The organism is Saccharopolyspora gloriosae (assembly GCF_022828475.1).
Classification (GTDB): domain Bacteria; phylum Actinomycetota; class Actinomycetes; order Mycobacteriales; family Pseudonocardiaceae; genus Saccharopolyspora_C; species Saccharopolyspora_C gloriosae_A.
In genome coordinates this window covers 23765-38824 of the sequence record NZ_CP059557.1, presented here as the reverse complement: position 1 = coordinate 38824, position 15060 = coordinate 23765, and the positions used below count along the sequence as shown (strand labels likewise).

Here is a 15060-nt window from a genome sequence, read left to right as displayed (position 1 = left end):
TCCACCCTAGGCCCGATCCGCCCCCGAACGCTCCCGCCGAGGGCACCGGACGAATGCCGCATCAGCCCGATCCCCACCGGTCAAAGGCGACGTTCAGCTGCTTCTGCCGACGAGGCGAATGTCCCCTTCGACCGGCGGGACCGGTGAAGTGGTCCCTGTTTGTTGGACTGGGTGAGTGAAGGCTAGGTGGTGAGGGCCTGGGCTCGGTATTCGGTGGGGGTGAGGTTCTTCAGTGTGGTGGAGATGCGGGTGGTGTTGTACCAGTCGAGGTAGTTCTCGAGGGCGGTGGTGAACTCGTCGGGGGTGTTGTAGTTGTGGTGGTGGAAGAGTTCTTCTTTGAGGTGGCTGAAGAAGTTTTCGGCGACGGCGTTGTCGAGGCAGGTCGCTTTCCGGGACATGGAGGGTGTCAGGTTTGCCTCGTGTAGCAGTTGGCGCCAGGAGGTGTGTCGGTAGTGGAAGCCTTGGTCGGTGTGCACGAGTGGGGTGTGGCCGGTGTTGAGGGTGGCGATGGCTTTGGTCAGTGATGAGTTGGTCAGGTGGGTGTCGGGTCGGGTGCTCCAGGAGTAGGACACGACGGAGCGGTCGAACAGGTCGATGATCGGTGAGAGATAGATTTTGCTTGTGCCGACACGGAATTCGGTGATGTCGGTGACCCATTTGGTGTTCGGTGCCGGGGCGGTGAAGTCGCGGTCCAGGACGTTGCCGGCGGTGGTGCCGGCCTCGCCCTTCCAGGATGAGTAGCGGCGTCGGCGGCGGACTGTGCAGGCCAGGCCGAGGGTGCGCATGATGTGCAGGACGGTCTTTTTCGCCGGTCTCAGGCCGTGGCGGTGCAGCATGGCGTGGACGCGGCGGTGCCCGTAACGGCCGTGGGCCTGCTGGAACACGTCGGTCACGGCCTGTTTCAGCCGGGCGTGCGGGTCCGGCCGGTCGAGCCGGGCCTGGTGATAGAAGAACGTCGACCGGGCCAGGCCCGCGACCTCCAGCAGTACCGCAAGCGGATAGTGCGCCTTGAGGGTGACGATGACCTGGGTTTTTACCCTCGCCCCTGTTCCTTCAAGGCCCGCAGTTTTTTTAGGTAGGCGTTCTCCGCGGACAACCGCAGATTCTCCGTCCGCAACCGTTCCAGTTCGGCCGTCTCGCCGTCCGGTGGTGGTTGTGGTTCGCGGGGTGGGCGGCCTTCCCGCTTGGGGCGCAACGCATCCTCGCCGTCACGCCGATATTGGCGCGCCCAATTTTTCACCTGCTTCGGTGACGACAGGTCATGCTCGGCGGCCAGCTCGGCCGCCGTGGCCTGCCCGGCCACGAACCGCAGCACCACGTCGAGTTTGAACTCGAACGAGTAGGACCGTTTGGTCGGTTTCATGATCAACGCTCCCGGGCCGCGCAACAACCATCGATCCCGCAACGTTCTCACCGCCGAAGCCGACACCTCCAACCGGGCCGCAGCCGACACCGCCCCATGACCAGCCCCGAACAACACCACAGCGGCCTCACGCTGCTCCCGCGACAACGAACTATGCGGATACACGAACCACTCCCCGGTAGCTGGAACTGACTTTCCAGTCCAACCACCGGGGACCAGTTCACCGGCCGAAGGGGACATTCACTCGATCACCGCCGGAGCCGCGACGGGCCGGCCGGGTCAGCTTCGCGACGGGGTCGTCAGGTCAGCTTCGCGACGGGGCAGGAGCTTCGGCCGCGAGGAGTTGCTGGTAGACGACCTCGTTCACCCAGCGGGACACCGCGGTGTGCTCGATCGGCGGCGCGTCCGCGAAGGAACGCCCCTCCAGCTCCACCTTGACGTTGTCGGCCTCCGCGCTGAGCACCGCGACACCGAACTGCCGCGCCCGGATCAGACAGGTGGACATGAAGTCCTTCGCGTCGGTGACGCTCTTCGGCACGATGATCGCGGTGCTGGTGAACCGGGCGAACGGCACGGCTGCGGTCAGCGCGGTGCGCCAGTGCCGAGCGGGAGCGAGCATCCCGACGAGGTGCGCGCTCGGCGGCGGCACCCGGCCGTCCATCTCCGGCCACACCCAGGTGGAGATCTCCGCGCGGTCCAGCACCGGCTCGCTGCCGAAGCACAGCCGCTCGGCGTGCGCGTCCGGGACGAGCTCCGCCACCGGCACCACGTGCCTGCCGAGCATCTTCACCGGCGGCAGCACGGTTCCCGACCATGCGAGGGCGTCCGCCGACAGCGAGGTGAGCCGACCGATGGAGGCCGGTAAATCGAGCGGAGATCGTGCGTGGGTAGAGCTGATCCGGACCTCGTTGTCGACCGTGGCACGTCCCGGCATTCCGGTCACGGCTCCCCGCCTCCCTCGATGCACTGGCTGCAACAAAAAGCGCTCACTGCCCGGCATTCCTTCTTCCCAGGCAGTCCGACTAAAACAGGTCAAGACCGATTCCTCTGCGCCGACGTGGTGGTCCTGCGACCGGCGGCGGCGAGCGGTCGGTGACCGGTCGGTGAGCGGTTGGACGACTTCAGCCCGGCGGTGCGGCCAATCAGGTGACGCTCGGAAGGGATCGTTCCGGGGGCCGCTAGCGCAGCTCAGCCCGCGTCGGATCGCGCGAGATCGTGCTCCGCCAACCGCTTGCGAATCGCCTCCGCCGCCGGCAGCAACGGCTTGACCAGCTTGGAATGCTCCGCGCGGACACTACGCGCGACCAGGCCCAATGCCGCGACGACCGTTCCCGTCCCGTCCCGCACCGGAACCGCCACCGAGCAGTTACCGAGTGTCATCTCTTCGGACGTTTGCGCGAACCCCCGGCTGCGCACCGCCCGCAATTCGCGCGCCAGCCTGCCGGGTTCGGTGATCGTGTAAGGCGTGTGCCGGGACAGCCCGCGCTCGCAGTAGCCGTGCACGACCTGCGCGGGAGCGTGGGCGAGCAGCACCCGGCCGACTCCGGTCGGATGCAGCGGCAACCGTCCACCCGTTCGGGAAACGATCGATACCGAACGAGGGACCGTCAGCTTCTCTACGTATACGGCATCCCAGTGATCCCGCACCGCAAGATGCACGTTCTCCCGAGTGCTCTCGCACAGCTCCTGCATGAACGGCAGCGCCGCCTCCCGCAGCACCGCGTGCACCGGGACGAGCATCCCGATCTCCCACAGCCGGAGGCCGATCGCGTACCGCCCGTCCTCATCGCGCTGCACCGCGCCCCACGTCTCCAGCTCGCCGACGAGGCGGTGCGCCGTCGCCAGCGGAATCCCGGAGCGGCGCGCGATCGCGGTCAGCGTGAGCCTGGTGTGATCGGCGTCGAACGCGGTGAGCACGCTCAACGCCCGCCCCGTCACCGACCGCCCGGAATCCCGGCTGTTGCCCGCCATCACGACCTCCCGGCCGGCTGCACCGCCGACCTGCCCGCACCGCACCGTCCGGGTCCAGCCCAGCACAGTCCCACTCCCCCGCCAAGAGCCGAGCGGCGGCTGCTCAGCCCGCGGCGCCGCGATCCTCGAGCAGCAGCGCGTTGACCTGCTCTGGTCGTTCCACGTTGGCGAGGTGAGCGGCACCGTCCACGATCCCCAGCCGGGCGTTGTCGCCGATGCCGTCGGCGATCACCGCGCCGTGCTCCGGCGGGGTGGCCGGATCCTCCGCACCCGAGATCACCAGTGTCGGTGCGCTGATCGACGGCAGCTCCGCCCGCAGGTCCGCGTGCGCGAGGACCTCGCAGCACCGGGCGTAGGCCTCGTCGTCGGTGCCGGCGATCATCGCCGCGTAGGCCGCGGTCTGCTCCGCGTGGTGCTCCCGGAAGTACGGCGTGAACCAGCGCTCGATCGTCGGCGACACCAGTTCGTTCGTTCCGTGCTCACGGGCCGCCCGCGCACGATCGAGCTCCGATTCCCGCCGATCCAGCCAGGCCGACGTGCCGCAGACGGTCAACGCGTCGATCCGCTCCGGGGCGTGCGCACCGAGCCACAGCCCGACCACCCCGCCCAGCGAGGCGCCCGCGAACGAAGCCGACGGAACCTCCAGGTGATCCAGCAGTACCAGCACGTCCCCCGCCAGCTCCTCCAGCAGGTACGGCCCGGGCGGCGCCGGCGAACGACCATGGCCGCGCTGGTCGTAGCGCACGACCCGGTAATGCTCGGTGAGCGCGGCCAGTTGCGGATCCCACATCGCGCTCGTACCGCCGAGCGCGTGGGACAGCACGAGCACCGGCGCGTCCCGCCCGCCTTCTTCCGTCCAATGCAGGCCCGGTTCCTCCCAGGTGCTCACCAGCGCTTCTCCTTCCGCCGCCGCACGGCTCGGGTTCCCCGGCCGCGGCGGGTTCACGCCGACGATCACTATCCGAGACCGGCCAGTTCACTCCACCGATACCTATTGATCCTTCAACTTCCCAATTAGCGTGGCGCGAACCGCCAACGCAGGGGAGGCATGATGCGGGAGACGGTGTATTGGCTGGTAGGACCGGGTGCGAAGGTTCGCCATGCAGTGGAGTTCGCGCCCGGCACGTTCCCCGGCGGGCAGCTGCTGCCGACCGTGTGCCACCGCTGGATCAAGGTCCCCTTCGCGGGTCGCGGCGCGGCCGCCGACGCGATCACCGACCGCTGCGAAGACTGCAGCGAATCCGTCCGCCCACACCAACCCTGCGAGGTCACCTGGAACGCGTGACGAACGCCGTGCCGCCTCCGCCGCCGAGCACGGGAGCGGATCGATGTCGGCAACACCACACCGGCCGGACCGCGGCACGCCCGAGCGCACGAACTTCGCTCTCCGCGAACCATGACGAGCCCCACCACGGAAGATCGGCACGGCCTCGCCCTGACCAGCGGGCTCGCCGCAACAATGACGAAAGGCCCCACCTGAAACCGGTGGGGCCTTTCGGGAGTGGGCGAGGAGGGAGTTGAACCCTCACGTCCTTACGGACACACGGACCTGAACCGTGCGCGTCTGCCATTCCGCCACTCGCCCGTGGCTGATCAAAGCCTATCCTGCCTGGCCTTGACCGTCTGTACCGGGGTCCGTTCCACCTGGCTGGTGTTCCGTCCCGCCGTCGTGCTGGCTGAAAAAGATTAGCACCCACCCGCAGGCGTCTTGCGGCGGGGGTGACACAAGTTGGGAAGTGGTCGGTGTCCCGCCCCGTCGACCCAGATACGATGGTCGTCGGAGTCGTACGCGTGGAGGGGATCGTCGTGGGCCTCGTGCAGCGCTTCGAGCGCAAGCTCGAAGGCATGGTCGGCAATGGCTTCGCGCGTGTGTTCGGCGGGAAGGTGGTCCCACAAGAGGTCGCGCAGGACTTGCAGCGTGAGGCTGAAGTCCAACTGCGGGAACTCGCGGGGGGCCGGCTACTGGCGTGCAACAACTACGTTGTGCTCTTGAGTCCGTCCGATCACGAGCGACTCACCGGTGATGAGGCTCGGGTGACCGACCTCCTCACCGACTGCGTTCAGGAGCACCTCACCGAGCAGGGGTGGGACACATATGGTGACGTCGTAGTCTCCCTGGAGCGCTCTGAGACGCTGCACACGGGACAGTTTCGTATCAAGTCGTCCGTCGACCCCGATATCAACCGACGGACGGCAACACCTCGTACCGCAGGAGACCGACCCATGAGCCAGCCACCGGGCCACTATCCCCAGGGAGATCCGTACGGCCAGCAGCAAGGGCAGTACGGCTACGACCAGGGCTACGGCCAAGGCCAGTACGGGCAGGACCCCAACTACGGCTACGGCCAGCAGCCCGGTTACGACCAGGGCTACGGCCAGCAGCAGCCGCCGCCGGGCTATGGCCAGCCGCCGCAGCCCGGTTACGACCAGGGCTACGGGCAGCAGCCGGGCTACGGCCAGCAGCCGGGTTACGACCAGGGTTACGGCCAGCCGCCGCAGCCGGGTTACGACCAGGGCTATGGCCAGCCGCCGCAGCCCGGTTACGGCCAGCCGCCGCAGCCCGGTGGCGGCTACCCGCCGAGCACTCCCGGTGGATTCCCGCAGCAGCCCGGTTACGACCAGGGTTACGGCCAGCCGCCGCAGGGTTACGACCCCGGTTACGGCCAGCAGCCCGGTTTCGACCAGGGCCAGGGCTATGGTCAGCAACAGCCCGGTTTCGACCAGGGCTATGCTCAGCCGCCGCAGCCGGGATTCGATCAGGGCTACGGTCAGCCCGGCGGGGCCTACCCGCCGAGCGCTCCGGGCGGATATCCGGATGCTCGCCAGCAGACGGCGATGCTTCAGCTCGACGATGGGTCCAACCGGTCGTACACGCTGCAGCACGGTTCGAACGTGATCGGTCGCGGTCAGGAAGGCCAGTTCCGGCTTCCCGACACGGGTGTGTCCCGCAAGCACATCGAGATCACCTGGGACGGCATGTCGGCGATGCTGGCGGATCTCGGTTCGACGAACGGCACCACGGTCAACGGCACTCCGGTGCAGACTTGGCAGCTGGCGGATGGCGACGTGATCCGTGTCGGCCATTCGTCGTTGGTGTTCCGTAGCCAGGGCTGATCCCCCGGCTCACAAGACGGAGTAGGAGCGTTCACAACAAGTGCCAGAGCTGGTGATTCAGCTGACCAGAGCAGGGTTTCTCGCCCTGCTCTGGTTGTTCGTGCTGGCCGCGCTTCGCGTGGTTCGTTCCGATCTGTACTCCGCCTCCGGCATGCGGGTGTCGATGCCGGGGGCGGGTAAGACGTCGAGCAAGCAAGCCCGCGGCAAGAACAAGGCGCCACGCCAGATGGTCGTGACGCACGGTCCGCTCGCGGGCACCCGCATTTCGCTCGAAGGTCGGCCGATCATGATCGGCCGAGCCGACGACTCCACATTGGTGCTGGACGACGACTTCGCGTCGACCCGGCACGCACGATTGTCGCTCCGCGGCAACGACTGGTACGTGGAAGATCTAGGCTCCACTAACGGCACATACCTCGATCGGGCGAAGGTCACGGGAGCCACGAAGGTCCCGCTCGGCGTTCCGATCAAAATCGGCAAGACGGTGATCGAGCTGCGATCATGACCCTCGTCCTTCACTACGCTGCCCGCAGCGACCGCGGCCTGGTGCGCTCGAACAACCAGGACTCGGTCTATGCCGGCCCACGACTTCTCGCCCTCGCGGACGGCATGGGAGGCCATGCCGCCGGTGAGGTCGCCAGCAAAGTCGTCATCGCGGCCCTGGCGCCGCTCGACGATGACGAACCCGGTGACGACCTGCTCGGACACCTGCGTCAAGCAGTGCTGTCCGGAAACGGTGCGATCTCCGAGCTCGTCTCCCAGGACCCAGACCTCGACGGTATGGGGACGACGCTGACCGCGGTCTTGTTCGCGGGCAGCAAGCTGGGGCTGGTGCACATCGGTGACTCACGTGCCTACATGGTGCGCGACGGCGAGCTTTCCCAGATAACCCACGACGACACCTTCGTCCAATCGCTGATCGACGAAGGTCGGATCACCGAGGAGGAGGCCGCCAACCATCCGCAGCGTTCCCTGCTGCTGAAGGCGTTGACCGGCCATGAGGTCGAGCCCAGTCTCGCGGTTCGCGAGGCACGGGCGGGCGACCGCTACCTGCTCTGCTCCGACGGCCTCACCGGCCCGGTCAGCGAAGAGACGATGGCCGACGCGCTGCGGATCCCCGATCCGCAGGCCTGCGCGGACCGCATGATCGAGCTGGCGTTGCGCGGCGGTGGGCCGGACAACGTCACCGTGATCATCGCGGACGTCGTGGACGTCGAATTCGGCGAAGACGCCCCGATCGTCGGGGGCGCCGCGGGAAACGGAGAGGAGGACCCGCAGCCTGACTCTTCGGCGGCTCGCGCGAGCGCGGCCACCATGCCGAAGCCACAACAGCAGCGGTACGACACAGCCCCCCCTCCTGACCGGGGCACGCACCGGCGAGGCTGGCTGCGTGCACTCTTCGTCCTAGCCGGTGTGCTCATCGTGCTCGTGGGAGCGGGCTTGGTGGGTCGCTGGTGGCTGCATCAGCAGTACTACATCGGGGTCAACGACGCCGATGATGTGGTGATCTTCCAAGGCCTTCAGGGCAGCGTCCTCGGTGTGTCGCTGCGCTGGCAGGTCGAGGACTCATGCCCGCAAGGCTCCGCACCGGACTGCCAGCCGATCGGCATCAACGATCTGCAGGAGGCCCGGCGAACCGATGTGCGCAGCGGGATCACCGACGTCAACGGGCTGGACTCCGCGCGCGACGCGATGCGGCGGCTGCGGATGACCGCGCTGCTGCCGCAGTGCGAAGAGCCGGAGCCGACTCCGCCGGCGAACACTCCCTCGGAGGGGCAGAACCCGCCGGCGAACACGCCGCCGGAACAGCCGTTGCCACCGGGACAGACCTCGGTTCCGGGTGAACCGCCCCCACCGGGCGCTCCCCCGTCGCCGACCGACACTCCGCTGAAGTCGGCGGAGCAGACCCCCGGTGTCACTTGCCGGACGGTGAGCTGATGTCGCAGCCCGGTACGTCCGAAGGCACCGGTTCGAGCGCGGTCCAGCAGGTCAACACCCGCCGGGGCACGGAACTGGTCCTGCTGGTGATCTCCGTTGTGATCGTCACGTTCGCGATGATGCTGGTGGAGATCAGCCAGGAGAACACGGTCACCCGCCAGTTGTTCTACTACGGCGCCGCCTACCTGGCGCTGTTCGGCGCCGCGCACTTCGCGGTGCGCAAGTGGGCGCCGTACGCCGACCCGTTGATGCTGCCGCTGGTGGCACTGCTCAACGGGCTCGGGCTGGTGATGATCCACCGGATCGACATCGCCAAGGACACCGAGTACGCCGTGCGGCAGATCGCGTGGCTGGCGTTGAGCCTGGTGCTGTTCGCCCTGGTGCTGGCGTTCATCAAGGACCACCGCACGCTGGCGAAGTACAGCTTCACCTGCGGGTTCGTCGGACTGGTGCTGCTCGCGCTGCCAGGTCTGCTGCCCAGCGCGATCTCCGAGGTCAACGGCGCGAAGCTGTGGATCAAGTTCGGCCCGCTGGGGCAGGTGCAGCCCAGTGAGTTCGCCAAGATCCTCTTGATGATCTTCTTCGCCTCGTTCCTGGTGTCCAAGCGCGAGCTGTTCACCACCGCGGGCCGCAAGTTCCTCAACGTGGAACTGCCGCGGCCGCGGGACCTGATGCCGATGCTGGTGGCCTGGGCGGCCGCGATCGGCATCGGCGTGCTGGAGAAGGACCTGGGCACGTCGCTGCTGTTCTTCGGCATCGTGCTGGTGATGCTCTACATCGCCACCGAACGCGCGATCTGGGTGGTGCTCGGCCTGTCGCTGTTCGCGGTGGGCGCCTTCCTGGCGTTCCAGACCGTGTCCCGCGTCCAGCAGCGGGTGAACGGGTGGCTGGACCCGGTGTACGGCGACGACGCCTACCAGCTCAAGCAGGCCTTGTACGGGCTGGGCAGCGGCGGTATCGGCGGTTCCGGACTGGGCAACGGCAGCCCGGAGACGGTGCCGTACGCGAACAGCGACTTCATCGTCACCTCGATGGGCGAAGAGCTCGGGCTGGTCGGCCTGATCGCGATCTTCATGATGTACCTGCTGCTGATGATGCGCGGCCTGCGCAGCGCACTTGCGGTGCGGGATTCCTTCGGCAAGCTGTTCGGCGGTGGACTCTCGTTCACCATCGCGCTGCAGCTGTTCGTGGTGGCGGGCGGCGTCACCGCCCTCATCCCGCTGACCGGTCTGACAGCTCCGTTCCTCGCCTACGGCGGTTCGTCGCTGCTGGCGAACTACATTCTGATCGCGATGCTGCTGCGCATCTCCGATGCGGCACGCAGGCCGCAGCCGACGGTGAAGCCGAAGCCGCAGCAGGCCCCGATCGCCGAAGCACACACCGAATTGGTGGAACGTCCCCGATGAACAAGCCGCTACGACGAGTCGCCCTGGCCATGATGGCCATGGTGCTGTTGCTGATGGGCAACGTGACCTACGTGCAGGTGATCCAGGCGGACGACCTGCGCAACGGTCCCGGCAACGGCCGGACGCAGCGCGCGGAGTACGCCAAGCAGCGCGGCCAGATCATCGCGGGCGGGCAGTCGCTGGCGAACTCGGTGGAGACCGGCGACGAGCTGAAGTTCCAGCGGGTCTACCCGAACGGGCCGCTGTACGCGCCCGTCACCGGGTTCGACTCGCCGACTTACGGCGCCAACGGCGTCGAGCGGGCGATGGACACCATCCTCAACGGCTCCGATGACAGCCTCGCGTTCAACCGGCTCTCGGACATGATCACCGGCCGGGCTCCGGCGGGCGGCGACGTCGAGCTGACGGTCGACCCCGCGATGCAGAAGGTCGCCTACGACCAGCTGACCAACAAGGGTTTCCAAGGGTCCGTGGTGGCTCTGAACCCGAAGACCGGCGAGATCCTGAGCATGGTCAACTCGCCGTCGTACGACCCGAACCCGCTGGCCTCGCACGACAACAACGCCGCAGCCGAGAGCTGGCAGCAGATGGAGAACGCCCAGGGCTCACCGATGAGCAACCGCTCGGTCTCCGAGATCTACCCGCCCGGCTCGACCTTCAAGCTGATCACCACGGCCGCCGCGCTCGACAGCGGCTACCAGCCGAACAGCCAGGTCAACCCGGCGGCCTCGATCACCCTGCCGAACACGAACACCGAGCTGCCGAACTACGGCGGCAAGACCTGCAAGGGCAGCACCCTCACCGAGGCGCTGGCGCACTCCTGCAACACCGCCTTCGCCGAGATCGCCGGCAAGGTCGGCGCGGACAAGATGCGCGAGACGGCGGCGAAGTTCGGCTTCGGCACCGATCTGCAGATCCCGATGACGGTCGCCAAGTCGGACCTCGGCCCGATGTCCGACCCGGCCTCGCTGTACCAGAGCGGCATCGGCCAGCGCGACGTCCGCGTCACCCCGATGCAGAACGCGATGATGGCCGCCGCGATCGCCAACGACGGCAAGCTGATGAAGCCGCAGCTGGTCAAGAGCACGCGTGCCCCCGACATGGAGGTCATCGACGAGCTCAAGCCGGAGGAGATGAGCCAGGCCGTCTCGTCGAACGCGGCCGACCAGATCAGCGAGATGATGTTGAAGTCGGAGCAGAACACCAAGGGCTCCGGCAAGATCTCCGGGGTCGACATCGCCTCCAAGACCGGTACCGCTCAGCACGGCGACGAGGACGACAAGCCGCACGGCTGGTACGTCGCGTTCGCCCCCGCCGAGGACCCGAAGATCGCCGTCGCGGTGATCGTCGAGAACGGTGGCGATGAGGGCGCGGAGGCCACCGGCGGCTCCATCGCAGCCCCCATCGGCCGCGAAGTGATCCGGGCAGGTCTGCAGGGAGGTGGCTGACCGTGCTGACCTCCGGCCAGTTGCTCGCCGACCGGTACCGGCTGGGTCGGCGCATCGCCGTGGGCGGAATGGGCGAGGTGTGGGAAGCCGTCGACGTCCGGCTGGACCGGACGGTCGCGGTGAAGGTGCTCAAGCCGGAACTGTGCGGTGACGCGGAGTTCCTGCACCGCTTCCGCACCGAGGCCCGCACCACCGCCTCGCTCAACCACCCCGGAATCGCCGCCGTGCACGACTACGGCGAGACCGCCGCCATCCCGGACGGGCCGGAGGACACGGCCTACCTGGTGATGGAACTCGTCGAAGGCGAGCCGCTGGCGGCCGTGCTGGCCCGCGAAGGCAGGATCGCCGTCGAACACACCTTGGACATGCTGGAGCAGGCGGGCAACGCGTTGCAGGCCGCGCACGAACGCGGCCTGGTGCATCGCGACGTCAAACCCGGCAACATCCTCATCACCCCGACGGGGACGGTGAAGCTCACCGATTTCGGCATCGCCAAAGCGGCGGACGCGGCACCCGTGACCCGTTCCGGCATGGTGATGGGCACCGCGCACTACATCGCGCCGGAGCAAGCCCTGGGCAGCGAGGCGAGCCCGTCCAGCGATGTGTATTCGCTGGCCGTGGTGGGTTACGAATGTCTCAAGGGGCATCGGCCGTTTTTGTCCGACAACGCCGTTACCGTCGCGATGATGCACATCCGTGAGGTGGCCCCGCCGCTTCCGCCGGACGTGCCGCCGGGCGCGCGCGCGTTGATCGAGGCGACGCTGGTGAAGGATCCGCGCAGGCGCTACGGCAACGGCGGCGAGTTCGCGAAGGCGGTCGCCGCGGTCCGCGCCGGGTTACCACTGCCGACACCGGCCACGATGGTGATACATCAGCATCCGGCACCGAGGAATGTGGGGGCACCCGCGGGCGGCGTGCCCCCGCTGCATGTCGGGCCGCCGTCCCCGCCTCCGCAACAGCAGCCGCAAGCTGGACCGATGGGCAACACGTACCCGCCGGGGGTGATCCCGCCGCAAGGCCGGATGCCCGGCCCGCAGCACCCGCACCAGTCCGGTCCGCCCACTTCGGGCATTCCGGTGGCCGCGCCGTACCCGGCCGCACCGGCCCGGCACTCTCGGGGCTGGTTGTGGGTGGTGCTCGCGCTGGCCGGTGTGGTGCTGCTGGTGCTGCTCGGGTTCACCGTGTGGATGCTGGCGCCCGAACCGGGACCGGTCGCCCCCGCTTCCGCGCTGCTCGGCGTCGGTCTCCTGCCAGGGCGGCGACGCTCGCCGCACGGCGGGTGCGGACCGGACGATGCCCCGACGGGAGTACCGGCAGACGCCGCAACGGGTTCTGCGACTATGGGAGTCACTCGCGTGGACCTGTGGCGGTGCGCCGGGAAGCTGACGCTTCTGGATTCTTCGGAACAGATCCGACAGACTGCGCTACGGCAATTCGATCCGGATTGCGCGCGCCACGACGGCGCCGCTTTCCGACGGACGCAACGGCATCGGCCCACGCACTACCGGGTCTCTGTTCCCGGTAGCGCGTGGATCGGTGCCGAGACGCGTGTCGTTGCGGCGGGATCCGGAACCGCCGGTTCCGGCGCAGCGACGCCAGGGACACACCACGCAGGTCGTCGCCACCGAATGGCGGCGATCGGCAGCACACTGCGGGTCGGCATGATGGGACGATCATTGACGAGGATCGGGACGACGCATCGATGAGCTCACCGCGACTTCTCAACAACCGCTACGAAATCGGGGACACACTCGGTTACGGCGGTATGTCGGAGGTGCACCGCGGCCGGGACATCCGGCTGGGGCGCGACGTGGCGGTCAAGGTACTGCGTGCCGACCTCGCCCGTGATCCGACGTTCCAGCTGCGGTTCCGCCGCGAAGCGCAGAACGCCGCCGCGCTGAACCACCCGGCGATCGTCGCCGTCTACGACACCGGCGAGACGGACACGGAAGACGATCAGCTCCCGTACATCGTCATGGAGTACGTGGACGGCCGGACGCTGCGCGACATCGTCAAGTCCGAAGGTCCGCTGCCGCCGCGCCGCGCGATGGAGGTCATGGCGGACGCCTCGGCGGCGCTGGACTTCAGCCACCGGCACGGCATCGTGCACCGGGACGTGAAACCCGCCAACATCATGATCACCCGCTCCGGCGCGGTGAAGGTGATGGACTTCGGCATCGCGCGGGCGCTCGCCGACGGCCAGGCCGCGGTCACGCAGACCGCCGCCGTGATCGGCACCGCCCAGTACCTGTCGCCGGAGCAGGCCCGCGGTGAGTCCGTGGACGCCCGTTCCGACGTGTACGCGGCGGGCTGCGTGCTGTTCGAGCTGCTGACCTCGGAGCCGCCGTTCACCGGTGACTCGCCGGTCGCGGTCGCTTACCAGCACGTGCGGGAGGACCCGCGCAAGCCGTCCGACGTGAACTCGACCGTGCCCGCCTCGCTGGACGCGGTGGTGCTCAAGGCGCTGAGCAAGAACCCGGCGAACCGCTACCAGTCGGCCGCGGAGATGCGGGCCGACCTGGTGCGGGTGCTGTCCGGGCAGCGCCCAAGGCTCCGATGATCATGTCGGAGGAGGACCGCACGGCGATGATGGCGCCGCCGGCGGCGACCGAGGTGTTCAGCCCGGGCAGGCACCGCTCGCCGGACCGCCCCACCGGCACCACCTCCGCCGTGGCGATCGAGGACGACGACGATGGCAAACGCCGCCGAAGCTGGTTGATCGCACTGGTCACTTTGGCCTGCGTCGGCGTGTTCGTCTTGGTCGCGTGGCTCGCGACCACCATGTTCGCCGGTCCGGAGCAGCCGAAGAGGACGGCCGTTCCGCCGTTGGAGGGCCAGACGACGAGCGCGGCCAGGTCCACCCTGACCTCGACGGGCTGGCTGTTCGACGTCACCCAGTGCGAGTCGACCGCCGAGAAGGTCGGCACGGTCGTCAAGGTGACGCCGGCCCCCGGCACCCAGGTGGTGAAGGAGAACCAGCGGCTCACCGTCTGCGAAGGCGGCGGCCCCGCGTTCGTTCCCGTCCCCGACCTGTACGGCAAGAACAAGAGCGAAGCCTCCACGATGCTGCGCGAGATCGGACTCACGCTCGGTCTGGACGACGAGGAGGTCGAGGTCGAGGACCCCAGCATGGTCGGCAAGATCGTCGACTGGGACAGCAAGGGCGACAGCGCCGCCCGCGGCACCACGATCAACGTGACCGTCGGCAAAGAGATCTCGAAGTCCCAGGTCCCGGACGTGCGCAGCCTGTCCTACGACCAGGCCAAGGGCAATCTGGAAGCGGCCGGGTTCAAGGTCAAGCGCGAGGAGCGCGACTCGGACAAGGACGCGAACACCGTCCTGGAGCAGTCTCCGTCGGCAGGTGAGAGCGTCCGGCAGGGCTCCGAGATCACTCTGGTCGTCTCGAACGGCGCGCAGCTCACCATGCCCTCGCTGACCGGCAAGTCGAAGGAAGAGGCCGAGCAGGCGCTCAAGCAGATGGGCTGGAGCGGCTCCATCCAGGAGCAGGAGACCGAGACCTCCGACCTGAGCAAGGACGACAAGGTCATCGGCAGCTCGCCCTCGGAGGGCCAGAAGATCGGCAAGAACCAGTCGGTGACCTTGCAGATCGGCAAGTACGACTCGAATCCCAGCACGACCAACCCGCCCACGTCGGGCGGGCTGTTCCCGCCGTTCGGCTGACGGCCGGCGCAGCGCAGGGGTGCCCGGAGGCGCTTCGCGGTTCCGGCGCGGTTCGCCTGATCTCGCACGAGATCATGAACCCGCCACCGCGTGGCCTCCGGGCATTGTCACGTCCGGCGGCGGATCGGCAGGCGAGGGA

At 68.0% G+C, this 15060-nt stretch carries 14 protein-coding genes and 1 tRNA gene; 9 read left to right on the top strand and 6 right to left on the bottom strand.

Annotated elements, in window-relative coordinates; genetic code table 11:
• Nucleotides 1-182 precede the first annotated feature (182 nt).
• The 5 genes from H2Q94_RS00180 to pcaD form a co-directional block, all read right to left on the bottom strand.
• A complete protein-coding gene (locus H2Q94_RS00180; protein ID WP_243795566.1) occupies nt 183-1022 on the bottom strand; it encodes an IS3 family transposase in 840 nt (279 codons plus the stop codon).
• An 11-nt stretch (nt 1023-1033) separates the two neighbouring features.
• Nucleotides 1034-1528 (bottom strand): helix-turn-helix domain-containing protein, encoded by a 495-nt coding sequence (locus H2Q94_RS00175; protein ID WP_243790504.1) that lies wholly within the window; start codon nt 1526-1528, stop codon nt 1034-1036.
• Between the two features lie 139 nt (nt 1529-1667).
• Nucleotides 1668-2297: a hypothetical protein gene (locus H2Q94_RS00170; protein WP_243796015.1), complete on the bottom strand. Its 630-nt coding sequence runs from the start codon at nt 2295-2297 to the stop codon at nt 1668-1670.
• Between the two features lie 254 nt (nt 2298-2551).
• On the bottom strand, nt 2552-3334 hold the full coding sequence (locus H2Q94_RS00165; RefSeq protein WP_243796014.1) for an IclR family transcriptional regulator: 783 nt from the start codon (nt 3332-3334) through the stop codon (nt 2552-2554).
• A 103-nt stretch (nt 3335-3437) separates the two neighbouring features.
• The gene (gene pcaD / locus H2Q94_RS00160) at nt 3438-4223 is read right to left on the bottom strand and encodes a 3-oxoadipate enol-lactonase (RefSeq protein ID WP_243790695.1); all 786 of its coding nucleotides are present in this window, start codon (nt 4221-4223) and stop codon (nt 3438-3440) included.
• A gap of 159 nt (nt 4224-4382) precedes the next feature.
• Between pcaD and H2Q94_RS00155 the strand changes: the two genes are divergently transcribed.
• Complete coding sequence (locus H2Q94_RS00155) at nt 4383-4619, top strand: hypothetical protein (protein WP_243790693.1); 237 nt, start codon at nt 4383-4385, stop codon at nt 4617-4619.
• Between the two features lie 217 nt (nt 4620-4836).
• On the opposite strand, the gene H2Q94_RS00150 is transcribed toward H2Q94_RS00155, so the two are convergent.
• Nucleotides 4837-4919 (bottom strand) — tRNA-Leu (locus tag H2Q94_RS00150).
• A gap of 221 nt (nt 4920-5140) precedes the next feature.
• On the opposite strand from H2Q94_RS00150, the gene H2Q94_RS00145 reads away from it, so the two are divergent.
• From H2Q94_RS00145 to H2Q94_RS31070, 8 genes are read left to right on the top strand one after another with little or no spacing between them, the layout of a single operon-like run.
• The gene (locus tag H2Q94_RS00145; protein ID WP_309501185.1) at nt 5141-6448 is read left to right on the top strand and encodes a DUF3662 and FHA domain-containing protein; all 1308 of its coding nucleotides are present in this window, start codon (nt 5141-5143) and stop codon (nt 6446-6448) included.
• Between the two features lie 40 nt (nt 6449-6488).
• Nucleotides 6489-6953 (top strand): FHA domain-containing protein FhaB/FipA, encoded by a 465-nt coding sequence (locus H2Q94_RS00140; protein WP_243790688.1) that lies wholly within the window; start codon nt 6489-6491, stop codon nt 6951-6953.
• A complete protein-coding gene (locus tag H2Q94_RS00135; protein ID WP_243790686.1) occupies nt 6950-8386 on the top strand; it encodes a protein phosphatase 2C domain-containing protein in 1437 nt (478 codons plus the stop codon). Before H2Q94_RS00140 ends, H2Q94_RS00135 begins: the two co-directional genes overlap by 4 nt.
• Nucleotides 8386-9792: an FtsW/RodA/SpoVE family cell cycle protein gene (locus H2Q94_RS00130; protein ID WP_243790684.1), complete on the top strand. Its 1407-nt coding sequence runs from the start codon at nt 8386-8388 to the stop codon at nt 9790-9792. The genes H2Q94_RS00135 and H2Q94_RS00130 overlap by 1 nt, the downstream gene beginning before the upstream one ends.
• Nucleotides 9789-11240, top strand: coding sequence for a peptidoglycan D,D-transpeptidase FtsI family protein (locus tag H2Q94_RS00125; RefSeq protein ID WP_243790682.1), 1452 nt, complete (start codon nt 9789-9791; stop codon nt 11238-11240). Before H2Q94_RS00130 ends, H2Q94_RS00125 begins: the two co-directional genes overlap by 4 nt.
• Nucleotides 11241-11242: 2 nt before the next feature.
• Nucleotides 11243-12946 carry a serine/threonine-protein kinase gene (locus H2Q94_RS00120; protein WP_397545398.1) on the top strand — a complete coding sequence of 568 codons (1704 nt, stop codon included), beginning with the start codon at nt 11243-11245 and terminating at the stop codon, nt 12944-12946.
• Nucleotides 12943-13800: a Stk1 family PASTA domain-containing Ser/Thr kinase gene (gene pknB, locus H2Q94_RS31075; RefSeq protein WP_309501100.1), complete on the top strand. Its 858-nt coding sequence runs from the start codon at nt 12943-12945 to the stop codon at nt 13798-13800. Before H2Q94_RS00120 ends, pknB begins: the two co-directional genes overlap by 4 nt.
• Before the next feature lie 2 nt (nt 13801-13802).
• A complete protein-coding gene (locus H2Q94_RS31070; RefSeq protein WP_309501099.1) occupies nt 13803-14921 on the top strand; it encodes a PASTA domain-containing protein in 1119 nt (372 codons plus the stop codon).
• Nucleotides 14922-15060: the final 139 nt, after the last annotated feature.